This window comes from Rhodococcus sp. JCM 9793 (genome assembly GCF_055380405.1).
In genome coordinates this window covers 2,050,550-2,073,413 of record NZ_AP043721.1, presented here as the reverse complement: position 1 = coordinate 2,073,413, position 22,864 = coordinate 2,050,550, and the positions used below count along the sequence as shown (strand labels likewise).

The 22,864-nt window shown below is 64.5% G+C and carries 20 protein-coding genes and 2 pseudogenes; 7 read left to right on the top strand and 15 right to left on the bottom strand.

The features are described 5' to 3' along the window. Positions 1 to 2: 2 nt before the first annotated feature. Positions 3 to 2,558 (bottom strand): ATP-dependent chaperone ClpB, encoded by a 2,556-nt coding sequence (clpB, locus tag ACZ46K_RS11690; protein WP_464748351.1) that lies wholly within the window; start codon positions 2,556 to 2,558, stop codon positions 3 to 5. A gap of 244 nt (positions 2,559 to 2,802) precedes the next feature. Between clpB and ACZ46K_RS11685 the strand changes: the two genes are divergently transcribed. Further along, complete coding sequence (locus ACZ46K_RS11685; RefSeq protein ID WP_464748349.1) at positions 2,803 to 3,963, top strand: FAD-binding oxidoreductase; 1,161 nt, start codon at positions 2,803 to 2,805, stop codon at positions 3,961 to 3,963. Here ACZ46K_RS11685 and ACZ46K_RS11680 read toward each other — a convergent pair whose 3' ends face one another. The 3 genes from ACZ46K_RS11680 to ACZ46K_RS11670 all read right to left on the bottom strand — a co-directional run bounded on the left by ACZ46K_RS11680 (position 3,964) and on the right by ACZ46K_RS11670 (position 7,736). Further along, entirely contained in the window at positions 3,964 to 4,533 is a 570-nt protein-coding gene (locus ACZ46K_RS11680; RefSeq protein ID WP_054809630.1) for a hypothetical protein, read from the bottom strand. It lies immediately after the preceding gene. 144 nt (positions 4,534 to 4,677) lie between these two features. After that, positions 4,678 to 5,610, bottom strand: a complete 933-nt coding sequence (gene surE, locus ACZ46K_RS11675) for a 5'/3'-nucleotidase SurE (RefSeq protein ID WP_054805215.1) — start codon at positions 5,608 to 5,610, stop codon at positions 4,678 to 4,680. Between the two features lie 548 nt (positions 5,611 to 6,158). Then, entirely contained in the window at positions 6,159 to 7,736 is a 1,578-nt protein-coding gene (locus ACZ46K_RS11670) for an AMP-binding protein (RefSeq protein ID WP_464748347.1), read from the bottom strand. 205 nt (positions 7,737 to 7,941) lie between these two features. Between ACZ46K_RS11670 and ACZ46K_RS11665 the strand changes: the two genes are divergently transcribed. Then, positions 7,942 to 8,733 carry an FAD-binding oxidoreductase gene (locus ACZ46K_RS11665; protein WP_054805230.1) on the top strand — a complete coding sequence of 264 codons (792 nt, stop codon included), beginning with the start codon at positions 7,942 to 7,944 and terminating at the stop codon, positions 8,731 to 8,733. 93 nt (positions 8,734 to 8,826) lie between these two features. Here the strand turns inward: ACZ46K_RS11665 and tnpA are convergent. Continuing rightward, positions 8,827 to 9,149 (bottom strand): annotated as a pseudogene (gene tnpA, locus ACZ46K_RS11660) (IS200/IS605 family transposase); the annotation flags it as partial. A 31-nt stretch (positions 9,150 to 9,180) separates the two neighbouring features. Here tnpA and ACZ46K_RS11655 point away from each other — a divergent pair. Together ACZ46K_RS11655 and ACZ46K_RS11650 are read left to right on the top strand one after the other, a co-directional pair. Then, positions 9,181 to 10,038 (top strand): annotated as a pseudogene (locus ACZ46K_RS11655) (RNA-guided endonuclease InsQ/TnpB family protein); the annotation flags it as partial. 119 nt (positions 10,039 to 10,157) lie between these two features. Beyond that, positions 10,158 to 10,331, top strand: coding sequence for a zinc ribbon domain-containing protein (locus tag ACZ46K_RS11650; RefSeq protein WP_464748345.1), 174 nt, complete (start codon positions 10,158 to 10,160; stop codon positions 10,329 to 10,331). An 87-nt stretch (positions 10,332 to 10,418) separates the two neighbouring features. Here ACZ46K_RS11650 and ACZ46K_RS11645 read toward each other — a convergent pair whose 3' ends face one another. The 9 genes from ACZ46K_RS11645 to ACZ46K_RS11605 all read right to left on the bottom strand — a co-directional run bounded on the left by ACZ46K_RS11645 (position 10,419) and on the right by ACZ46K_RS11605 (position 19,497). Next, on the bottom strand, positions 10,419 to 10,829 hold the full coding sequence (locus ACZ46K_RS11645) for a nuclear transport factor 2 family protein (RefSeq protein ID WP_054805216.1): 411 nt from the start codon (positions 10,827 to 10,829) through the stop codon (positions 10,419 to 10,421). 1 nt (position 10,830) lies between these two features. Then, complete coding sequence (locus ACZ46K_RS11640; RefSeq protein WP_464748343.1) at positions 10,831 to 12,543, bottom strand: 3-ketosteroid-delta-1-dehydrogenase; 1,713 nt, start codon at positions 12,541 to 12,543, stop codon at positions 10,831 to 10,833. A 215-nt stretch (positions 12,544 to 12,758) separates the two neighbouring features. After that, entirely contained in the window at positions 12,759 to 14,756 is a 1,998-nt protein-coding gene (locus ACZ46K_RS11635) for a flavin-containing monooxygenase (RefSeq protein ID WP_464748341.1), read from the bottom strand. A gap of 144 nt (positions 14,757 to 14,900) precedes the next feature. Continuing rightward, positions 14,901 to 15,773 (bottom strand): SDR family NAD(P)-dependent oxidoreductase, encoded by an 873-nt coding sequence (locus ACZ46K_RS11630; protein ID WP_054805218.1) that lies wholly within the window; start codon positions 15,771 to 15,773, stop codon positions 14,901 to 14,903. Positions 15,774 to 15,793: 20 nt separating this feature from the next. Continuing rightward, on the bottom strand, positions 15,794 to 16,732 hold the full coding sequence (locus ACZ46K_RS11625; RefSeq protein ID WP_464748339.1) for an alpha/beta hydrolase: 939 nt from the start codon (positions 16,730 to 16,732) through the stop codon (positions 15,794 to 15,796). A gap of 74 nt (positions 16,733 to 16,806) precedes the next feature. Next, positions 16,807 to 17,286 carry a nuclear transport factor 2 family protein gene (locus ACZ46K_RS11620; protein WP_054805219.1) on the bottom strand — a complete coding sequence of 160 codons (480 nt, stop codon included), beginning with the start codon at positions 17,284 to 17,286 and terminating at the stop codon, positions 16,807 to 16,809. Between the two features lie 49 nt (positions 17,287 to 17,335). Next, the gene (locus tag ACZ46K_RS11615) at positions 17,336 to 17,848 is read right to left on the bottom strand and encodes a nuclear transport factor 2 family protein (protein ID WP_054805220.1); all 513 of its coding nucleotides are present in this window, start codon (positions 17,846 to 17,848) and stop codon (positions 17,336 to 17,338) included. Between the two features lie 85 nt (positions 17,849 to 17,933). Further along, positions 17,934 to 18,821, bottom strand: coding sequence for an SDR family NAD(P)-dependent oxidoreductase (locus tag ACZ46K_RS11610; RefSeq protein WP_054809629.1), 888 nt, complete (start codon positions 18,819 to 18,821; stop codon positions 17,934 to 17,936). 145 nt (positions 18,822 to 18,966) lie between these two features. After that, positions 18,967 to 19,497, bottom strand: a complete 531-nt coding sequence (locus ACZ46K_RS11605) for a nuclear transport factor 2 family protein (RefSeq protein WP_054805221.1) — start codon at positions 19,495 to 19,497, stop codon at positions 18,967 to 18,969. 180 nt (positions 19,498 to 19,677) lie between these two features. Here ACZ46K_RS11605 and ACZ46K_RS11600 point away from each other — a divergent pair, with 180 nt between their 5' ends. The 3 genes from ACZ46K_RS11600 to ACZ46K_RS11590 all read left to right on the top strand — a co-directional run bounded on the left by ACZ46K_RS11600 (position 19,678) and on the right by ACZ46K_RS11590 (position 21,907). Beyond that, positions 19,678 to 20,115 carry a nuclear transport factor 2 family protein gene (locus tag ACZ46K_RS11600; protein WP_464748337.1) on the top strand — a complete coding sequence of 146 codons (438 nt, stop codon included), beginning with the start codon at positions 19,678 to 19,680 and terminating at the stop codon, positions 20,113 to 20,115. After that, complete coding sequence (locus ACZ46K_RS11595) at positions 20,112 to 21,332, top strand: MFS transporter (RefSeq protein ID WP_464748335.1); 1,221 nt, start codon at positions 20,112 to 20,114, stop codon at positions 21,330 to 21,332. Before ACZ46K_RS11600 ends, ACZ46K_RS11595 begins: the two co-directional genes overlap by 4 nt. Before the next feature lie 131 nt (positions 21,333 to 21,463). Next, positions 21,464 to 21,907: a nitroreductase family deazaflavin-dependent oxidoreductase gene (locus tag ACZ46K_RS11590; RefSeq protein WP_054805222.1), complete on the top strand. Its 444-nt coding sequence runs from the start codon at positions 21,464 to 21,466 to the stop codon at positions 21,905 to 21,907. A gap of 98 nt (positions 21,908 to 22,005) precedes the next feature. On the opposite strand, the gene ACZ46K_RS11585 is transcribed toward ACZ46K_RS11590, so the two are convergent. After that, positions 22,006 to 22,854 carry an SDR family oxidoreductase gene (locus ACZ46K_RS11585; protein ID WP_054805223.1) on the bottom strand — a complete coding sequence of 283 codons (849 nt, stop codon included), beginning with the start codon at positions 22,852 to 22,854 and terminating at the stop codon, positions 22,006 to 22,008. Positions 22,855 to 22,864 lie beyond the last annotated feature (10 nt).

The window sequence follows — 22,864 nt, the reverse complement described above, 5'->3', positions numbered from 1 at the left end:
TGTCAGACGCCGATGACCAGGCTTTCGGCGTTGTCGGTGACACCGACCTTCACGGTGTCGCCGTCGCGGATCTCCCCTGCCAGCAGCTTCTTGGCGAGCTGGTCGCCGATCGACTGCTGGATGAGCCGGCGCAGCGGACGCGCACCGTATTGCGGGTCGTAGCCGCGCACCGCGAGCCACATCCGTGCCGCTCCGTCGACGTCGAGCGTGAGCCGTCGTGCCTCGAGACGTTTCGCCAGCTGGTCGACCTGGATGTCGACGATCTTCTCGAGCTGCTCTTCGGACAGCGGGTCGAAGATCACGACGTCGTCGAGCCGGTTGATGAACTCCGGCTTGAACGCCATGCGCACCGCCGCCATCACCTGGTCCTTGTCGCCACCCGCACCGAGGTTCGAGGTGAGGATCAGGATCGTGTTGCGGAAATCGACCGTGCGGCCCTGGCCGTCGGTGAGACGCCCGTCGTCGAGCACCTGCAGCAGCGTGTCGAACACGTCGGGGTGTGCCTTTTCGACCTCGTCGAACAGCACCACCGTGTACGGGCGACGACGCACCGCTTCGGTGAGCTGACCGCCGGCGTCGTAACCGACGTAGCCGGGAGGCGCACCGACGAGCCGCGCGACGCTGTGTTTCTCGCTGTACTCCGACATGTCGATCCGCACCATGGCGCGTTCGTCGTCGAACAGGAAGTCCGCGAGTGCCTTGGCGAGTTCGGTCTTGCCGACCCCGGTGGGACCGAGGAACAGGAACGATCCGGTGGGGCGGTTCGGGTCGGCGACACCGGCACGGGCACGGCGGACCGCATCCGAGACGGCCTGCACGGCCTCGGCCTGACCGACCACACGGTTGCCGATCTCGTCTTCCATCCGCAGGAGCTTCTCGGTTTCACCTTCGAGCATGCGGCCGGCGGGGATGCCCGTCCATGCTGCGACGACCTCTGCGACGTCGTCCGGGCCGACTTCCTCCTTGAGCATCACATCGCCATCGGATGCGGCGCCCGACGCCTTCGCTGCGGCCTCGAGCTCCTTCTCCAGTTCGGGGATGCGGCCGTAGCGCAGCTCCGCGGCCTTACCGAGGTCGCCGTCGCGTTCGGCGCGTTCCTCTTCACCGCGCAGCGCTTCGAGTTGTTCCTTGACCTCTCGGACGGAGTCGATCGCGGTCTTCTCGTTCTGCCAACGCGCGGTGAGCTGGTTGAGCTTCTCGCGTTCGTCGGCAAGTTCGCTGCGCAGTTTCTCGAGCCGTTCCTTCGACGCAGCGTCGGTTTCCTTCTGCAATGCCATCTCCTCGATTTCGAGGCGACGGACGATGCGTTCGACGGTGTCGATCTCCTCGGGTCGCGAGTCGATCTCCATCCGCAACCGCGACGCGGCCTCGTCGACGAGGTCGATGGCCTTGTCGGGGAGGAACCGTGACGTGATGTAGCGGTCGGACAGGGTCGCGGCGGACACCAGCGCGGAGTCGGTGATGCGCACGCCGTGGTGCACCTCGTAGCGCTCCTTGAGCCCACGCAGGATGCCGACGGTGTCCTCGACGCTCGGCTCACCGACGAGCACCTGCTGGAACCGGCGTTCGAGGGCGGCATCCTTCTCGATGTACTTGCGGTATTCGTCGAGGGTCGTGGCGCCGACGAGTCGGAGTTCACCGCGCGCGAGCATCGGCTTGATCATGTTGCCCGCGTCCATCGCGGACTCGCCGGTCGCGCCGGCACCGACGATGGTGTGCAGTTCGTCGATGAAGGTGATGATCTGCCCGGCCGACGCCTTGATCTCGTCGAGCACGGCCTTGAGGCGTTCCTCGAATTCACCGCGGTATTTCGCGCCCGCGACCATGGAGCCGAGGTCGAGCGAGATGACGGTCTTGCCGCGCAACGATTCGGGGACATCGCCCGCGATGACGCGCTGCGCGAGCCCCTCGACGATGGCGGTCTTGCCGACGCCGGGTTCACCGATGAGTACGGGGTTGTTCTTGGTGCGACGCGACAGAACCTGCACGACACGCCGGATCTCGTTGTCGCGGCCGATGACCGGGTCGAGTTTGCCTTCGCGGGCAAGTCCGGTCAGGTCGGTCGAGTACTTCTCGAGTGCCTGGAAGGTGCCTTCCGGGTCGGCGCTGGTGACGCGGCCGGTGCCACGCACTGTCGTGAACGCCTCGCGCAGAGCCTCGGGGGTGGCACCCTTTCCTGCGAGGAGCTTCGCTACGTCGGAGTCCCCGCTCGCAAGTCCGACGAGGACGTGTTCTGTCGAAACGAATTCGTCGGTGAGTTCGGTGGCGAGCTTCTGCGCCGCGGACAGCGCGGCAATGGCCTCGCGGCCGAGCTGCGGTGTGGTGGTCGCTCCGGTCGCGGTGGGCAACTTGTCGACGAGGCCGTGGGCCTCACCCCTGATCTGGGCAGGGTCGACGCCGGCTGCTTTGAGCAGCGGGCCGGCGATGCCGTCGGTCTGGTCGAGCAGTGCGACGAGCAGGTGTGCGGGACGGATGTCCGGGTTGCCCGCAGCGGATGCCGACTGCAGTGCGGCTGTCAATGCCGCCTGGGTTTTCGTCGTGGGGTTGAACGAGTCCACTACGGGCTCCTTCCGTTCTCGAGTGAGTCTGTATCAATTCTGTACCCGCAAACTCTGGTCCGCGGGCACTCGATCGATTCAACCAGTTCAAGGTTGAGCTTGTTCCACTCAACTTTCCAACAATACGTGATTTGCATCACATCCCATCGTCGAGGGTGCGTGCCCACATCGCGCATGTAGCCGACCCACGAGGAAACGACTACAGTGGCGGCGTCCGAATTGACGCAGTACGTGGGAGGATGGCGTGGAGGCGTTCGCCATCGCCCGAGTGCAACTCAGCTTCGCATCGATCACCGCGACCCCGACCGGGCCCGAGCGGTTCGCAACGGCGTTCTACACCGCACTCTGGAGCGAGACGTCAGGAACCCGCGAGCTGTTCCCCGCCGGCATGGAGAACATGCGGCATCGGTTCACGACCGCTGTCGGATGGGCGGTCGACAAGCTCACCGACGTCGACGGCCTGGACGCCTTCCTCGGCCAATTGGCACGCGATCACCGCAAGTACGGAGTCCGCCCCGAGCACTTCCGCGCCGCCGGATACGCGCTGCTCGTCGCGGTGCGCGACTGCACGCCGCTGATCCTGTGGACCGCAGCGCTCGAACGCACGTGGGCCGAAGTGATCTCGCACTTCACCGAGACGATGGCCGTCGCCGCCGCGGAGGACGACCTGCCCGCAGCATGGGGCGCCACCGTCGTCGGCCACGAACGTGTGCTCGCCGATCTCGCGATCATCCGACTCGAAACCGATACGCCCATCCCGTATCACGCGGGCCAGTACATGAGCGTCCAGATCCCGCAGCGTCCCCAGATGTGGCGGTATCTGTCTGCGGCGATCCCCCCGAACCCCCGGGGGCAGATCGAATTCCACGTCCGACGCGTCTCGACGGGATGGGTCAGCGGAGGTCTCGTCAGCGAGGTCGCGGTCGGTGATCGGTGGGCGATCGGTCCGCCGCTCGGGGGGCTGCAGGTCCACCGCGACAGCGGCCAGGACGTGCTCATGATCGCGTCGGGTACCGGTCTGGCGCCCCTGCGCGCCCAGATCATGGAGATGGCGATGCGCGGCACGAATCCGCGCACCCATCTGTTCTACGGTGGAAACTACCCGTGCGATCTCTACGATCTGGAAACGTTGTGGCACATCGCCATGACGAATCCGTGGCTCACGATCACCCCCGTCACCGAAGAGCTGGAGAACCCGTACTGGCATCCGGTCCCCGTACGCGACACACCCCCGGGTCTACCGGAACCGATCCAGGGGAAGCTGGGTAAGGTCGTCGCAAGTTTCGGGTCGTGGTCCGATCACCAGATCCAGATCTCCGGTTCGCCCTCGATGATCCGCACTACCCTGTACGCCTTGTCTGCCGGGGGCACGCCCCGGCAGAACATCAGCTTCGACCCGCTCTGATCACGCCCGCGAGGTGACGGCCCGCGCGAAGTGAGGGTGCGCGTCGTGCACCACGAGTGCCGAACCATCCTCCGCGAGAGTCACCCCCACACCTGCCCGTCGATGCTCGATCATCCGCAGCGCGACATAGAGGGGGATGAAGGACACCGCGAACACCGCGAGCAGCGCGATCCCGTAGGGACGGGGCGCACCCTGCAGCAGCGCGAACACCAACCCGAGGAACAGAACCGCGAGCGCGGTGAACAACGCTGCCGCAGCGATCTGCCAGCGCAGACGCGCCGTGACACACCGCGCGCAGACGGGCCACTCCACCGCCGCCACCTGCACGGTGTAGGCCGCGGCGAGCGCCGAGCCGAGCTTGCTCTCACCCGGCTCCGGCCGAGACCGATCCGACTTGATCGTCACCCGCACCCGGTCGGTTTCAGGGTCTCCGTGTCGCGAGCAGATCGGCGGCACGGGCTCCGCCGGCCGCAGTGCGCCTTCTCCACCGTGGGCCGATCCGTAGAGCGCCTCGTCCACTCGCTCGACCGCCAACCTCGCCTCGACCCGCTGGGGTTCCCCGTTCGCCATGCGAGGGAGTATGTCAGGAGAGGATCCCCGGCGGAAGATCGGGCATATCGGGCGCGTTGCCATCCCCGTCGCAGCTTTCCACCAGTCACGCGGGTTTCCGTGGGTCGTGAACCAACGGAAACTCGCACGACCGGCGGAAACCTATCAGCCCAGCGACGCGATGAGGTCTTCGACGACCGACGTGTCCGACTCCGGAACCGAACGGTCGGCGTTCAAGAGAGTGAACGTGACGTACCCGGCGTCCAACTCGGCGGAGTCGGTGCCGGATTCGGGCTGCTCCTCCGCGCGTCCGGGCACGATCTCGAAGGTGGTGTCGTCGATCTGCCGGTACGCGAAGGCCGCGGCCGACGCCGACGACATCGGTGCGTACTTCAGCCCCTTCGCTTCGGCTTCTCCGTCCTTCAGCAACGGATAGTTGATATTGAGGATCGTTCCTTCGTCCATCGACGGGATGCCTCTGTCGAGGATCTCCACCAGCAGTTCTGCTGTCTGCGCGTAGGCCGGCACGACCTCGGACTCACGATAACTGGTGTCGGTGCTGATCGCGATCGCCGGGACGCCATAGGCACCGCTCGCCACGATCGCCGCTCCGACCGTGCCCGAGTAGTTCGTGTCGAATCCGACGTTGGATCCGACATTGGTGCCGGAGACCACGAGATCCGGCTTCTCCCCCTTGAACACTTCGTTGAGGCCGAACATCACCGAACCTACCGGTGTGGAATCGACCGAGTAGATCTTCGGATCGCCGTTGGGATGGACAACCTCGAGTTTGCCCGTGAAATCGAACGCGGCGGATTGTCCGCTCTGATTGTGGGCGGGGGCCACCATCGTCACGTCATGCCCCGCAGCGGTCAGAGCGTGGTACGTGGCGGTGATTCCCGCCGCGTCCCAGCCGTCGTCGTCGGTCAGCAGAATCCGCAGCGGCTCTCCTGGATCCGACGTCACAGGGGACGCGGTCGCGGAAACGGCGGATTCCGAAGTCGTGCCCACGCTCTCGTCGGGACTGCTGCCACATCCTGCGACGAGGGTGGTCGTGACAGCGACCGCGGCGATGACTGTGGGGCGGGTGAGGTGCATTGAGGAACGGTTCCCTTCTCGGGGGTCGATAGGACCTGCGAGAGTAGGGCAGCACTTCCCGACCTTTGTGACCCGTATCACTCACCGGGACTTGATCTTGCAACTCACTGAAACATCAACTGGGCAACCACTTATCGGTGGTTCTCGGCGACCGGCCGTGCGGGCGTGGCCACCGAGAACCGTCCGGGGATCTCCGGCGCTACTACCTACCTACCGATGTCGGCGGTCCACCCATCACGCCGCCGACGAGATCTCCATTCGAACAAGCCTCGCGCAGGCCCTACTCAGCCGATCCCGACGAGATCAACTCCAGAATGGCACCCACGAGCACGTCGGTGAGCAGCGATGCGATAGAGCCCATTTCGATCCCCCTTCGATGGTTGAAGCTGTGCACCGGTGGTCGATGTACAGCGGTGAGTCGGCGATTCGAAATCCCCGACCACCGGAACTATGGTCACTCGAGTCGACGGACTCCGCTTGCCACGTGACCGATGTCACTCCACGCACCGAGGGAAAGCTGTTTCCTTGCACAACCTTTCGTGTGTGAACTATCGATACGACGCCCGCAGGGTCTTCTTGTCCAGCTTGCCCAGCTGCGTCAACGGCAGCGCATCGAGGAAATCCACTGACTTCGGTGCGTGCACAGAACCTTTCGCCGCGCGCACCTTCTCGATGAGCTCGTCGGCCGGCACGTCCTGACCACCGCGCAGCACGACACACGCTTTCACGGCCTCACCCCACTTCTGGTCGGGAACTCCGACAACCGCGACCGACGCGACCGCGGGATGCGCCGAGATGACATCCTCGATCTCGCGGGGGAACACATTGAATCCGCCCGTGACGATCATGTCCTTCTTGCGGTCGACGATGGTGAGGAATCCATGCTTGTCGGCGCGAGCGACATCACCGGTGTGCAGCCATCCCCCGCGCAGCGCCTCCGCGGTCTCCTCGGGCTTGTTCCAATAGCCCTTCATCACCAGCGGTCCCCGCACGCAGATCTCGCCGAGTTCGCCCTGCGGCACTTCTTGCAGGTCGTCGTCGAGCAGGCGCACGTCGAGCCACGGCACCGGGCGGCCGCACGAGGCGAGGCGTTCGGGATCGTCGGCGAGGTGCTCTTCCTTGCGCAGCACCGCGATGCTCATGCCGCATTCCGACTGACCGTAGAACTGGAAGAAGACCTGGCCGAGACGCTCGATGCCTTCGCGCAGCCGTGCCGGAGACATGGCGGAGGCGCCGTAGAAGAGGGTCTGCAGGCTCGACAGGTCGCGCGTGTCGAAGTCAGGGTGGTCGAGCAGCATGTAGATCATCGTCGGGACGAGCATCGTGGCGTCGATGCGGTGCTTCTCGATCGCCTCGAGGACGAGTCCCGGTTCGAAGTAGGGCAACACGTAGAGGCAGCCGCCGCGCAGCAGCGTGGGAATGAAGAATGCGGCACCCGCGTGGGAGAGAGGCGTGCAGATCAGGAATCGGGGCTGGTCCGGCCACTGCCACTCGGACATCTGAATCTGTGGAAGCGCGACACCGGATCGGAACGAGCCCATCACGCCCTTGGGCTTTCCGGTGGTGCCACCGGTGTAGACCATCGACGAGGTGTCCTCGGCGTCGACATGGGCCGCGACGAGTCGCTGCTCGGTGAAGGTGTCGGCGAGGGCGAGGATGTCGGTGGCGATCTTCGAGGGGCCGAGCGAGAACAGATTCTTCAGCGTCGGCACCTGCGCTTTCAGTTCCGCAGCGCGCTCCTCGAAGTGCACGGGATCGAATACGAGGGTCTCGATCTCGGCATCGGCGGTGATGTACAGGTGGTCGTCGAGCGACCCCATCGGGTTGAGTGCGCTGTTGCGGCACCCGGCGATCATGGTCGCGCCCATGTTGATGAGGACCTCGGGACGGTTCTTCGACAGCACAGCGACCGACGACCCCTGCCCGACCCCGACCGACGCAAGTGCCTGCTGGTAGCGGCTGATGGCCGCGCGCATCTCGGCGCCCGTGAGGACGACGTCGCCCAGGTGCAGCGCGGGGCGGTCGGCGCTGCGGTCGAGTGCGGTGATGAGCAGATCCGGGTTGTAGACGGGGCGATGCAGCTCTGCGTACTCCCCGGGCTTCACGGAGTTCTCGGTCATCGGCATCCTTCCGATCGTGGTGGCGGCGACGGTGCGATGGCCGGGACAGGCCGTTATGGCGACCATCACATGCTGACCGTCACGATAACTGCTCGGGGCCCAAAACTGAAACATGTTCCATTCTGTGACATGTCCGAATTCTCGCCTAGAGTTCATGGCAGCACCGAGCCCTCAGCACCATCGCGCGCCCACCACCCAAGAGGATTCCTACATGCAGTCGGCCACGTCGCCAGCGTCCGAGACCGAGATCGCCGTGTCGGCGACCGTCGTCGAGCACCACCGCCTCCGCCATGACCTCGCTGTCATCCGCCTCGAATGCACCGAAGACATCGTTCCGTTCCGTGCGGGTCAGTACGTAGACGTGACGGTTCCCCAACGCCCGAATCTGCCGCGACGCCTCTCCCCCGCGTTGCCACCGTCGATGGACGGCAAGCTCGAATTCCACGTGCGCACGGTCCCCGGCGGCTGGGTCAGCGGCGCCATCGTCTCCGACACCCAACCGGGCGACGTATGGACCATCACCTCACCCCGCGGCGGCGATCTCCACCTCGACGACACCGGCCGCATCGCCATCATGGTCGCCGCCGGCACCGGCCTCGCGCCGATGCGCGCACTCATCCTCGACGCCGCACGCCGCGAGAATCCCCCTCGCGCATTCCTGTTCATCGGGGCCAGGACACCGCGCGATCTGTACGCGGCAGACATGCTTACGTTGCTGGACGAGGCGTTGCCGTGGCTCACCGTGGTCCCCGTCGTCGAATCGGTGGAAGACCCCTCGGTACCCGACCCGTGGCACCAGCGGATCCTCTCGCGCATCGGCGATATCGGCGCCGACCCCGACGAGCTCCTCGAAGGCAGCCTCGACGAGATCGTCACGTCCTATGGGGCATTCGGCGATCACCAGGTTCTGGTGTGCGGGCCGGGCGCGATGGTGCAGACGACCGTGCAGCGTCTCACCGAGTCGGGTACCCCGATGGAGAACATCCGCTTCGATCCGTACTGACGGACCGATCGGCTACCAGAATGTGCGCCAGTGCTCCGCCGTTCACGGCGGGGTGAAGGCGCACGCGGGAGGGCCTCCAGGCCCGAGCGTGCCCTAGGCGGGACGATCCTGCTGCTCGATGTACTGCCGCAGCACCGAGATCGGGGCACCGCCGACCGAACCAGCGAAGTACGACCCGGACCACAATCGCTGTGCCCGCCAGTAGTGCCGCGCCAGTTCAGGGAACTTCTGCCGCAATCGGCGCGACGACACGCCCTCGAGGGAGTTCACCAGCTTTTCGACACGGCAACCGTCGGTGGGAGGTTCACCAGCAGGTGCACGTGGTTCGACTCACCGTGGAACTCGACGAGTTCGCACTCGACGTCGACGCACACGTTCCGCATGATCGCCTCCCTCCGTTCGATGGTGGCATCACCGAAATCTGTCGTAGCCCGATGACACGATGGCGTGGTGCAGTTGCGATACCGGTACCGCGTCTATCCGACGCCCGGCCAGCAGAACACGCTGGCCCGGGCGTTCGGATGTGCCCGGGTGGTATTCAACGACGCGGTCGCGGCACGGGATGCAGCACGCAAGGACGTACAGCCGTACCCGACGGATGCGGAACTGTCGAAGGCGTTGACTGCGGCGAAGACCACACCGGAGCGTGCCTGGCTGTCGGACGTGTCGGCGGTGGTGTTGCAGCAGGCACTCGCGGACACGAACACCGCCTACCGCAACTTCTTCGCCTCGATCACGGGGGCACACAGGGGCCGCAAGGTCGGTGCGCCCCGGTTCCGGTCCCGCCGGGACCATCGGCAGTCGATCCGGTTCACCCGCAACGCGCGTTTCGCGATCACCGAAGGCCGGAAGCTGCGGCTGCCGAAGATCGGCGAGGTAAAGGTCGCGTGGTCGCGGGAGCTGCCCGCCGATCCGTCGTCGGTGACGATCATCATGGACGCGGCGGGCCGGTACTTCGCGAGTTTCGTCGTCGACACTACCGACGAGCCGCTGCCGGAACTCGACACCGAGATCGGTATCGATCTGGGGTTGTCCACATTCGCGGTCTGCTCGGACGGGGCGATCATCGCATCCCCGAAGTTCTTCCGCAGCGCCGAACGACGGTTGAGGACGGCGCAGCAAAACCTGTCCCGCAAGCAGAAAGGCAGCAAGAATCGGGCGAAGGCCCGCCGGAAGGTCGCCCGAGCACACGCGAGGGTCGCCGACACCCGCAGAGACTGCGCGCACCAGCACTCCACGACACTGATTCGCGAGAACCAAGCGATCTTCGTCGAGGACCTGTGTGTCACCGGGTTGGCGCGAACACGGTTGACGAAGTCGGTGCACGATGCCGGGTGGGGCATGTTCACCCGCATGTTGGAGGAGATGCCGCCCGGTACGGGCGGACGTTCCACAAGATCGACCGGTGGTTCCCGTCGTCGCAGATGTGCTCGACCTGTGGACGTATCGACGGGAAGAAACCGTTGTCGGTGCGGGAATGGTCGTGTCCGTGCGGGGCCGTGCACGATCGGGATGTCAATACCGCGAAGAATATTCTCGCCGCCGGACGGGCGGAGAGGTTAAATGCCTGCGGAGGGGCTGTGAGTCTTCCCGCCTAGCGGGAAGCGAGCCCCAGTGAAACAGGAACCCACCGAGAGCGCCACCGGCGCTGGTAGGAATCCTCGGCCTTCAGGCCGGGGAGGATGTCAAAGACCGATGATGGCGCGGTCGCCGACTTCGGCGCGGATCCGAACGGTCCGCGCCGCCAGGCGCCATCCGTCGGAGGTGCGGCGCCAGCGGTCGTCGTAGTCGCCCATGCATTCGTAGGTGACGCCGGCGAGGTCGCCGATCCCGACGTGGAACGCCCGGAAGCTGCTGCGTACCGCGGCGTCGTGACCGTCGTGCTCGATCCGGACGTTGCCGATCAGATGCTGGGTGGCACCGCATCGCTCGAGGCAATACCGAACGCGCGCAACGGTGTCCGCAACACCGACAGCACTGTACGAATGGGTGTCGTCGGTGAGCGACGCGGCCAGCGCGACCCAGTCCTTGTCGTCGAGGCAGGCCGCCATCGCGAACAGACTGTCCGCGATGGCGACCCGCTCCGTATTCGACATGTCAGGAAGCCGAGATCTTCTTGTCTGCGGCGTCGTGAGCGGCGATGTAGCCGTACACGAGTCCCTGGCCGATCGTTGCACCCGCACCCGGGTAACGGTTTCCGAACGCGTTGGCGGCGGTGTTGCCGATCGCGTACAGACCGTCGATGACGGCGCCGTCCTCACTCAGTACCCGGCCACGCTCATCCGCGCGCAGGCCACCGCAAGTGCCGAGATCGCTGAGCGTCATCTTCACCGCGAAGTACGGGCCATGGTCGAGCGGGCGCAGGTTCGGGTTCGGCTCCACGGTCGGGTCACCGTAGTACCGGTCATATGCGCTTGCACCGCGGGCGAACTCCGAATCCGTACCGGCCGCGGCGTCATCGTTGAACCGGCGGAACTGGTCGGTGAACGAATCGACGGGCACGCCCATCGATTCCGCGAGTTCGGTTGCCGACGCACCGCTGTGCGCGATACCGGCCTTGTACCAGGATCCCGGAATCGGCTGCCGCGGGAACAGTCCCGCCGCGAACATGTAGCTGTTGCGGTACTTCTGGTCGAACACGATCCACATCGACTCGACCGGGTCACCGGACTTCTCGCGTTCGAGGATCAGCTGACCGAACGACATGTAATCGGACGACTCGTTGGTGAAGCGGCGCCCGGTCTGGTCGACGATGAACGAACCCGGCAGCGACCGCTCGGCGAGCATCACCAGAGGTGCCTTGCCTGCCTTGGTCGGCGCGACGGCGGGGAACCACCAGGCCTGATCCATCAGGTCGACGCCCGCACCGATCTCCTGCCCGATCTTGATGGCATCACCGGTGTTGCCTTCGGCTCCGAGGCTTTCACCGTCGGCGAGCGACTCGGACTGGAACTTGTGGCGCCACTCCATGTCGTGATCGAAACCACCGGCGGCGAGCACGACACCGCGGCGGGCGGTCACGGTCACCTCGCGGCCGTTCTGCTCGAGAACCGCACCGGTCACCCGGTCGCCGTCCTTGACGAGCCGGACGAGCGACGTCTCCGTCCACACCGGGATGTTCGCGTTCAGCACGCCTGCGAACAGGCCTGCTGCGATCGCCTGACCACCGGCAGCGTACTCACGCTTGACGGCGAGTCCGGCCACACCCTGCGCGAGGCGACGGAAGATCCGCGAGAAACCCTTGACGGGAGTCCGCACCATGAGGTTCATCCACTTGTAGTCGGCGCCTGTGGTGGGCATCGGGAGTCCGGCGTCCATCAGACCTGGGCGCAGCCGGCCACGTTCTTCACCCAGCTGGGAGAGGTTGAACGGACGGCACTCACAGGTGCGGCCGACCGCGGCACCACCGGGGCGCTCCGGGTGGTAGTCCGAGTAGCCCTTCGCCCAGAAGAACTTCATCGGCGTGGTGCGCTGCAGCATCGCGACGGTCTCGGCACCGTTGTCCACGAACGCGTCACCACGCTCGACGGGCGCGGTTCCGTCGACCACCGACCGCACGTAAGTACGGCCGCGCTCGACGGTGTCGCCGGTGCGGGCTTCCGTCAGCACGGGGTTCGCGGGCATCCAGAATGCACCACCCGACCGTGCCGTGGAGCCGCCCACGTACTTCGTCTTCTCGACGATGAGCGACGAGAGGCCGCGCTCGTTCGCCGCGAGGGCCGCGGCCATGCCCGTGCCCGCCCCGATCACGAGCAGGTCCACGGTCGTGTCACGGGCGGGGGTAAGGGGCGGTACGGCGCGTTTCGCCATCGAGAGTTCTCCTTGTACCTGAGTGTCACATGCTGGTAGGAGACGCTAGGCGAGCCACTTCACCGTAGGAACGGGTGATCCCGGCCACCGGGATATCACACGTGGCCGTGGTCTCCGGTGTTCACGGCGACACCCACGTCACCGTGGCGTGCCTACGCGTCGGGCGCCGACCCGCGGTGGCATGTGGGCGCCCGAGAAGCTCGGCGAACCGCCGGCTAGACAGAATGCCGTGTGAACTGGAAATGGTCGGGTGATGGCTCGCGCAGCATGGTCCAATAGTCGACCAGGCGCCACGGGCACGGCCCGACCGGGCGGCCCGCGCTGTTTCGGTAGTAGCCGCTCACCTCGGCACCGGGGTGCGCCCAGACCGTCCGGTCCAGCGCCTCGTCGACCTCACGGTTGTACTCGGCCTGGACCTCCGGATCGACATCCATGGACGCGTAGTCGTGCTCGACGAGGTACTGCAGGCACTCCACGACGTAGTGCACATGTTCTTCGCTTGTGATGTTGTGCCCTGCACCGTGGTTGGGAGCCGCATTCGGGCCCGCCGTGACGAAGAGGTTGGGAAAGCCGGACACCTGAATCCCGAGGTACGCCCGTGGGTCGTCGCCGTTCTTCCACAGATCGGCGAGCTTCGTACCGTTCCGTCCGATGATGTCGATGGACGTGGTGAACTCGAGATGGAAACCGGTGGCCAGGATGATGACGTCGGCCTCGATGTACACGCCCTCCGTTGTCGTGACACCCCCTGCATCGATCCGCGCGGGGGCTGCCCGATGCAGCGTGGCGTTCTCCCGGTTCAGAGTGGCAAAGAATCCCGGGTCCTTGACGATGCGCTTGGCGTAGGGCCGGAAGTCGGGCGTCAACTTCTTCCGAAGGTCTGGGCGGTCAGGGAAGGATCGTTCGAGATACTGCAACGCCGTCTGCATGACCAGGTCGCTCGCGGGTGAGGCCGAAAGATGGGTAGCGGCCCACTCCGGATCGATTCGCGGAACCGGGTACAGGTTGTCGGACGCGAGCCAGTACGCGTTGAGCCGGAACCAGTTCTGGAAGAACGGCAGATGCCGCATCGCCCACCGCTCACCTTCGGGAACGTCGTTGACCACAGCTTTCTCCGGCACGATCCAATGAGGACTGCGGACGAGCGCATCAAGACTGGCGACCTCGTCGATGATGTTCGGAGCCACCTGCACCGCAGTACATCCCGTGCCGACCACGACGACCCGCTTGTCCACCAAGTCGAGATCCGAAGCCCACTCCGCCGTGTGCACGATCTGTCCTTCGAAAGTGTCCATACCTTCGATATCGGGAATGTTGGGAGAGTTGAGCATTCCCAGGGCCGTGACCACGGCACTCGCGGTGTACGGAACGACACTGCCGTCCTGGCGCCGGGTCTCCACGACCCACTTCTGCTCTTCCTCGATCCATTCGGCGGAGATCACCGAGGTCGAGAACTCGATGTTCCGGTACAGGTCGTACTTCTCGGCTACACCCTGCATGTAGGTGAGATATTCGGGTCCCGTCGGGTAGTAACGCGTCCAGTCGGGATTGAGTTCGAAGGAATACGAGTAGTAGTGACTCGGGGTATCTACCGCCGCACCGGGATACGTATTGCGCGACCACGTCCCTCCCAGCTCATCCCGCTCCTCGAACACCGTGTAGCGAAAACCCGCCTCTCCCAGCTTGATCGCCGCGTTGAGCCCGACCATGCCCGCACCGATCACGATCACGTCGAAATCCGGCGCGGGTGTTCTCGTCACCGGAATTCGCCGTTGTGCCTTTTGGAACCCTGCCTGCTCGAGCAGAAGCGGCACGAATTCGTCGTCCACTGTGCCGACGGTGCACAACGAGGCCATCCGGCGGAACAACTCGGGTTCGGGCAGGTCCAATTGCACAGACAATTCGGACGTGAGCACCTCCGCTGCCCGCTCACGGATGGCGGCGGCGACATCGGCGGGGAACTGGCCGGGTGGAGTTGCTACGGCGCCGCTCTGCGCACCGTAGTGTGTCTGCGTCGCAGTCCCGCCCCCAGCCTGTGCACTTTTGGCCTGTGCAACCTGTTCCTCGAACTCGTCGAGCAACGTCAGGTCGCCGGAGACATGCACCATGGACATCAACAGTGCACCCGGATCCGCAACGGCGATAGCCGACCGAAGAGCCTCGGGGGTGATCGAGTCTCGGGCGGGTCCACTCGGGGTGAATGTGGAGGTCATGGATTTCCTTCCGGTCGGGATCGAGATCGTGCTGTAGCGCCCCCGGCCTGCGGCCCAGGCATTGCACACTCTTCTGAGCCAATCGCATTGACGTCCAAGGGAACAGCCCACCGCCCGTTCAGCGGTCAGCCGATATCGAACGGTTCACACCGGAGTGGACACGCCCATTCTGTTCAGCATCACACGAGGGTCCGCCGGCGGTGCCAGCTCGAGCAGTTGCCGGCCGCGGGTAGCCGCCATCTGTGTGCACACTTCGTCGTTGGAGAACACCCAGAAGTCGCCGCGTGCGACGGCTTCGGTCATGTGTTCGGCAGCAACGACGGGGTCGAGACCCGATTCGACGTTGGCACGTTGCATTGCGGCAAAGACCGCATTGGCAGTCTCGTTCTGGGTGGGTGCATCCCGTTCGGCAGCCAGGAAGATCTGACTGCGAATGGAATGCGGAAGGACGGCCGACACCTGAATCGGTGCGTTCACCAGGGACAATTCTTGATGCAGACACTCCGTCAACGCCAGCACAGCATGCTTGCTGACGATGTAGGGAGCTTGGACCGCCACACTGTTGAGACCACCGACCGACGACAGATTCGCAATGCACGCAGGTGTACCGGTCTCGATCATCCGCGGTACGAACGACCGAAGACAGTGGAAGACCCCGTCGACGTTGATGTCCATGACCTTGCGCCACCGGTCGATGCTCACCTCCCACAACAGACCTGCATTCTCGACACCCGCGTTGTTCACCAGGAGTTCGACGCTGCTGTACCGGTCGAAGACATACCGGGCCATCTCATCCACCGCATCGGCGTCGGTGACGTCGATCCGATACGCTTCGGCGGCTCCCCCTTCCCGGATGACCGCGTCGGCGACCTCGACCGCTTTCTGCTCGTCGATATCGGCCACTACGACCGCCATACCGAGTACGGCCAGGTGGCGTACGAAGCCCTCTCCGATCCCTGCTGCTCCGCCGGTCACCAATGCGGTTCCGGTGGAAAACCTCTGCTGCGCTGTGGACATGTCTTTCTCTCCTCTTCGACTCATCGGCGATCCGCGGCAGGGTCGGATGCCGGAATACGGTTCAAGTACGCGACGAGGTGTTCGAACAGCTGCCGTGCCGGTGGCAGGGCAGTGGTCATCGTCGCGAAGCCGTGCATCATGCCGTCGTAGCGGCGCAGTTCCACCTCGACACCGGAAGCCTGCAGTTTCCGCGCGTATTCCTCGGTGCCGTCTCGCGTGGGGTCGATCTCGGCGGTGACGACGAACGCCGGGGGCAGTCCGCTCAGATCGGCCGCAGCAGCCGGGTTGACGTACGGTGAGTCGCGCTGGGCAGAATCGGGCACGTGCAGATCCCAGAACCGGTGACAGTCGGCAGGTGACAGGAGAACGGTCTCGAATTCGGGATTGGTGACCTGCATCGTCGCGGTGCCGTACATGCTGATCTGCGCGGCCGGCACAAGCAGGCCCCTGTCCCGACACTGTTGGGCGAGTGCGAAAGTCAGGGTGCCGCCCGCGCTTTCCCCTGCCAGGACCGCGCGACGGACGTCCGCCGACGCAAGGGCATCGGGGACCGTCATCATCCACTCCCATACCGCGCGGCAGTCGTCGAGCGCCGCGGGATATCGATGTTCCGGCGCCAATCGGTAGTCGACGGAGACGACGATGACGCCGGCAGCGTTGCTGAGCCTGCGGAGGTACTCCTCGTTCTGGTCGAGACCTCCGACGGCGAACCCCCCGCTGTGCATCCACTGCACCACCGGTAGACCTTCGTCGTCGGAGGGTCGGTAGATCCGTATCGGTACCCCGCCGGCAGCGGACGGCACGAGGAGGTCTTCACTGTGGTGGATCGGCGTGGTCGCCGGGATCGCGCCGGCTGCCAGCACTGCGCGCAACTCCGGCACAGGTATCTCGTACATCGGTCTGCCCATGCGCCGAGCCGACGCGTCGACGATCTGCTGGGCCTCCGGCGAAAGTGGCATCTTCGGTCGTCCATTTCATGGCGGGACCGGGACGCGTGAAACGCCCCGGTCGGATGGATCGATGCTGAACTCGGTCAGGCCACGGTTGCAGTATGACCCGGGTGGTCGGCGAAGCGGACGGACTCCTGTGTGTCCAGCACGACTTCAACACTGCTGAACGCGAGACGTCCGTCCACGGCACGGACAGTGCCGCGAACGATACCGCTCGAGACGTTGTGGGGCTTTCCGTCGACGATCTTGGTGACGAAGAGGTACGACGTGAACGATGCCTCCTCGTTCCGGTTCTCGGTGAGGAAAACGTTCGTCCCGTTGTGTCGCAACGGATACGGACTGTTTCGGCGGTGGTCGTCCTTCCACGCCATCACTGCGTCGGCACCGCGTAGGTCGACTCGAATGAAGTCCTCGTAGTCCGTGGCTCCGGTGTCGCTGGCACATCGGAACGCGATGTCGTCGGTCATCAGTGCGCGCAGCGAATCGGTATCCCATTCGTCGTAGTGGTACCACCACGCCCCGACAAGTGCTGCGACATCTCCCGCCGCGAGTGAAATCTGCATGATGTGCTCTCCTGTCGTGGTGAATGCTGCCCCGAACTCAATCGGGGAATCACTTGGTGTAATCGAAGAATCCAGGCGTCTGGTCCACTCGCAAGCGAGTCAGGTTGCGGTACGCGATCAACCACCGACCGTCGACCTTGCGATATTTCTCGTGGTAGTGGCCGTACCCGTGCAAATGTTCCTCGCCGGACCCGTGGGACCACCAGAGCATGTCCTCCATGGCCCACACGCCGGTCGCGGTGGTGTCCGACGTCAAAGTGATCTCGGGAGTGTGTCCGTGATGAACGCTGGTCACCGAGACCGCTCCGTCGAGGACTCGCACGATCGCCTTCGTCAGCGCCTCCTGCCCGACGACAGACCCTGGGCGCTGTGACGCATCGTCACCGGCTCTGGCGCCGAATGTGTCGCTCACGACGTCCTCGGTATGCACGCTGCCGTACAGGTCCCATTGCTTGGTGTCCATGATCCGCAGCCGGGCGGCGAACACCTTCTCGATCTCGTGGATCGCGAGGGCACGCTCTGCGGCGGCGAGTGTGATCTCCTGCGTTGTCGTGTCGGTCATCCTGGTGCGGCGCGGACATTCCCGATGAGGAAAGTCGGGCGCCGGCCTCCTTTCACTCAGTGGATGGTGGACGCGTACTCGGCCGCTACAGTCCGGACGGCGCGATGTTGGGATTAGCCCACGACGGGGGCTCGAGAGGCGGCAGCGTCTCGCGCCCGTCGAGGCTCTTGACTTCCAGCTTCTCGTGCCACGGAAAGTGCAGACTGAACGCCACATGCCCAGTGCGCTCCTCGGCCGGCAGTGTGCACATGGCCAGTACCGTCTCGACGAGGTACTCGACCGGTTCCGTGTCGTAACCCTCGGGCAGCAACGCGGCTGCTCCCGGCGTCATGATGGCGGTGGAAGGCCCGACCACGTTGACAGCAATGTTGTCGTCGACCACCTCTGCCGCCAAACCCTGGGTGAAGCGGTGCAGCGCCGCCTTGGCCGACGCGTAGATCACGTCACCCGAAGTCTTGTTGTAGTCACGGAAGGGCCGGATCGGGCTCAAGCCCGTCGAGGAGCCGATATTGACGATCCAGCCGCCTCCCCGCTTACGCATATGCGGAATCGCCGCTTGCGACAACAGGAACGGAACACGAAGATAGTGCGCCATCGTGCGATCGAACGTCGCAGGGCTCATCTTCTCGATCGACGCGTAGTCTGCGAAACCGGCGTTGTTGACGAGAATGTCGATGCCTCCGGCCTCCTCGACCACACGGTCGACGAGTGTGTCCAGCGCCTCGGCGTCCTCCAGATCTGCGGGAATGGTCAGCGCCTTCCCGCCCGCTGCCTCGATCAGCTCGACGGTTTCCTCGAGCGAACCGGGGACCGTCGTGGCTTTCCCCTCGCGAATGGACACCGAGGGTGCGGTGCCGCGCGCAGTGACCACGACGGTAGCGCCCTCCGATGCCAGGCGCTGCGCGATGGCACGACCGATGCCCCGGCTGCTGCCGGTCACCAGCGCAGTTCTCCCTGCCAACACTCCACTCATGCGTTTCCTCGACTCTCCGAAAGGCTACTGTTGACAGCCTGATCCAGTAACGTGCCGCCCGCAGCGTCTGAGCCCGCTCAGTGGAACAGCAATCCGGTGCGGAATCCCGGCGAAGCAGACACGCGTCCTCTCGGCATCTCTCATATCAGTCGGGAACGGATTGCGGGACCGTCTCGGGGTAGACCTGAGCGAACCAGCCGCGTTGAGTCGAATCGAAGGTGCCCAGCTCCATGGCGCGTCGCCCCCAGTTCTTGATCAGGTCGAGGAAGCTGGTGACGTCGTAGACGTCCTCCTGCCTCGAGAACTTGCCCTCGCCGGCGTAGGTCAGGATGCTCACGTGGGGTGCTCCCCACTCCGACCCGTCGCCCGGGTCGCTCATGACGTTGTCGAGTTTGGCGACGATGGTGCCGTTCGTTTCGTCGATGATGTGGAAGTGCTCAGGAAACGCGACGGTATGTGAGCCCGGAAACTGGTCCAGACTGGGTTCGGCCCATCCCCAGATGCCTTCCTTCCCTTCGAGTACGCCCGCCATCTGCTCGTGATAGACGACGTCGTCGGTGAACAGTTCGAGGAAGTCGCGCCAGCTTCCTTCACCCGATCCGGCGCGATTCACCGTAGCGTGCCAATTCTGGTATGCCTTCTCGAGTTCATCTCTGCTCCAGGTATTTTCGTTCATGCGGTATGCTAGGCACCCGTTGCGCACCGCATACGCACGCCCTCCCGTTCAACGGGAGGCTCTGCGTTCGTGGCGGTGCAGGCCCCGTTGCAAGGAAGCTTGCAATTCGTTGTGCACGCCGGCCGAACCTCATTCACGATCCACATACCGATGATGCCCACACCTATTCTGAGGAGTGCTATGTACACGAACAGTGACGACGAGCGCGAGGTCTACCGCAGCATCGTCGGCATCGCGCGAGCCATGGACGAACGGAACTGGGTCCTCATCGAAGAATTGATGATCCCTGATGCGACCGGCGATTTCGGTACCGGCCCGCTGTCTTCGGCGGTAGAGATCGTCGCGCTGCTCCGCGCGCATCTCGACGACTGCGGTCCGACACAGCACATGATCGGGAACGTACTGATCGACGTTTCCGGTGACACTGCCACGAGCCGAGCTTATGTGGCCGATATGCACCTCGGAACCGGTGCACTCGAGGGTCGATACTTCAGGACATTGGGCGACTATCACGATTCGTGGATCCGAACTCCTGCAGGTTGGCGACTCAGCCACCGCACCAAACTGCACAACGGCCTTCTCGGCGATATCGTCGTACTGGGCATGCCCGGACTGTGACCTCCACGGACACCACAGCCGGCCCCGAATACGGCCACCCCGCCGGCAGCCGAGGTTACCGGGAGGCCACAGCAGCGCTCTTCGCCGCCGGGATGGCGACGTTCATGACCTTGTACTACACGCAAGGTTTGCTACCCGTACTGTCCGCGGAGTATTCGGTGTCTCCGGCAGTTTCCGCACTGACCGTGTCTGCTACCACCGCGTTGCTGGCACTGGCGATCGTGCCGGCGAGTGCCTTGTCGGAGCGTTTCGGTCGCGTTCGCGTCATGATCGTCTCCGCCGTCGCGGCCACCATCGTGGGACTGCTACTGCCGTGGAGTCCGTCGTTCGAGGTACTACTTGCCGGCAGAGCCCTGCAGGGGGTGCTGTGCGCCGGAGTACCTGCTGTGGCGATGGCGTATCTGGCCGAGGAGATCGATGGGCGCTCGGTGGGCAGAGCAATGGGCGTGTACGTAGCGGGGACCTCGTTCGGTGGACTCACCGGCCGACTCATGCCCACACTCTCCCTGGACATCACCACCTGGACCTGGGCTTTTCAGGCCGTTACAGTCGTGGCCGCCGTCTTTGCCGCGGTGTTCGCCTGGAAGATTCCGCCCTCCGTCAACTTCACGCCGCATCGCATCGCGTTTCGCCTGCAGCTTCGCCAGTTGCGAATGCATCTCCGCGACCGCACACTTCTCGCCCTGTTCGCCGTCGGGTTCCTGTTGATGGGTTCCTTCATCACGATCTACAACTTTCTCGGCTACCGGTTGCTGTCCGCGCCCTTCTCCCTGCCACCTTCCCTTGTCGCGCTGGTCTTCTTGCTGTACCTGGGAGGCACAGCGTCTTCCGTTCTCGCCGGACGATGCGGCGACCGTTTCGGTCGCGGCCGAGTTCTGCTGGTATCGATCTTCATCATGGGCGCGGGACTCCCGGTCACCGTCTCCGACTCACTGGTTTCCGTACTCATCGGCGTCGCACTCTGCACCGTCGGGTTCTTCGCAGCGCACTCGATCGCAAGCGGCTGGGTAAGTGCACGGCCCGTACGAAACCGATCCGGCGCATCGGCCCTCTACCTTCTTGCGTACTACCTCGGTAGCTCGGTCCTGGGCGGACTCGGTGGACTGTTCTTCGCCATGCACGGCTGGAATGGTCTCGTCCTGTACGTATCGGCATTTCTCACTGTCGCTGTGGTTCTCGCAGGAGCGCTACTGTGCGCCGGATCTCGTCGAGCCTGACCGGACGAATCGAACTCGTTCTTCCGCAATTCCGATGAACGAAGCACCCGGTGAACGGGATGCATTGGCCCGACTGCTATTCCTGCCGCCTACCGTCCAGGAACGAATACCGTCGTACCGGGAGGAAATCCGTGTCCATCACAGGTGTGTACGAGCCGAGTCCGAGCGACTGGATCAACGGCCACGTAGCAGCATACGAGGCGAGCAACGGCGCTGAGGCGAACGAATTCCAAGGAAAACCCGTCGTCATCCTGACGTCGGTCGGGAGGAAGTCCGGCAAGCTGAGGAAGACTCCGTTGATGCGTGTCGAGCATGACGGCGTGTACGCCGTCGTCGCATCCCAGGGAGGCCTACCGACCCACCCGGCGTGGTACTTCAATCTCGCTGCGAACCCCCGCGTCGAGCTCCGCGACAGGGACCGTGTCGGAACCTACGTGGCGCGCGAGGCGACAGGAGAAGAACGCCGCCTGTGGTGGGCGCGCGCTGCCGCAGCCTTCCCTCCTTACGACGAGTACCAGCAGAAGGCAGGACGCACGATTCCGATCTTCGTCCTCGAACCATCCGACAGCGCATAGCGGTCACGGACAGCACGCATCCTCCGGGTTCCTTCATGCCGAACGGCATTCGAAGGAACCCGGAGGATGCGCCTACCGTCTCGATCGACATATCTTGGTCAACGACCGAACTTCATGAACCGATAGAGATAGGGCACGATCCGGCGGACCGGGACGGAGCGCGGCCAGTCACCGGCGCGGAAGTACGCATCGGAACCGCCGTCGACGAAAATCACACTTCCGCAGAGGAAGTCCGCGTTGTCCGACAGCATGAACACCACCCACGCACCGAGTTTTTCTGCGTCACCGAAACCTCCGACGGGAACCGGGAACGAGCGGACGGCCTTCGCCTCGGAGGGAGTGGCCAGTTGCTTCTCGAGCAGCGGGGTCATGATCGCCCCCGGTGCGAGAGCGTTGAGCCGGATGTCGGAACCCGCCCATTCCGGCCGAACAGCAGTGCGACGTACCCACCTGCTGACCGCGATCTTCGAGCCCGCGTAGATGATCGACGGAGCAACCTTCCCGAACAGACGAACCGACTTCACAGCCCGGTCCGCGTCGCCAGCGAGGAATGCGTTGATCGTGCGACGAGGCACAGCCGGCGTTGTCGTGGTCGAGTTGCTGGAGAATACGACGACCTTCGCATCACCCGCTGCTGCGAGCGCATCTCGCCACCCTTCCAGGAGATCGACGACGCCGAAATAGTTGACTTCGGCAATCAGCCGCGGACGATCCGGGCCAGGGGTGGGACCGAGGCCGGCCGCGAGCACAGCACCGTCCAGCCGACCGCCCGCCGACTCGAGAACCGCTCGTACCGCCTGTGTTCTACCCTGAACTGTCGACAGATCGGCGACGACGTCGGCGTCCTCGATATCGACGCCGATGACGGTGTGCCCGGCTTCCCGGAGTTGCTCCGTCACAGCGCGACCCATACCCGACGCGGACCCCGTTATCACATAAACGCCCACAGTACCCTTT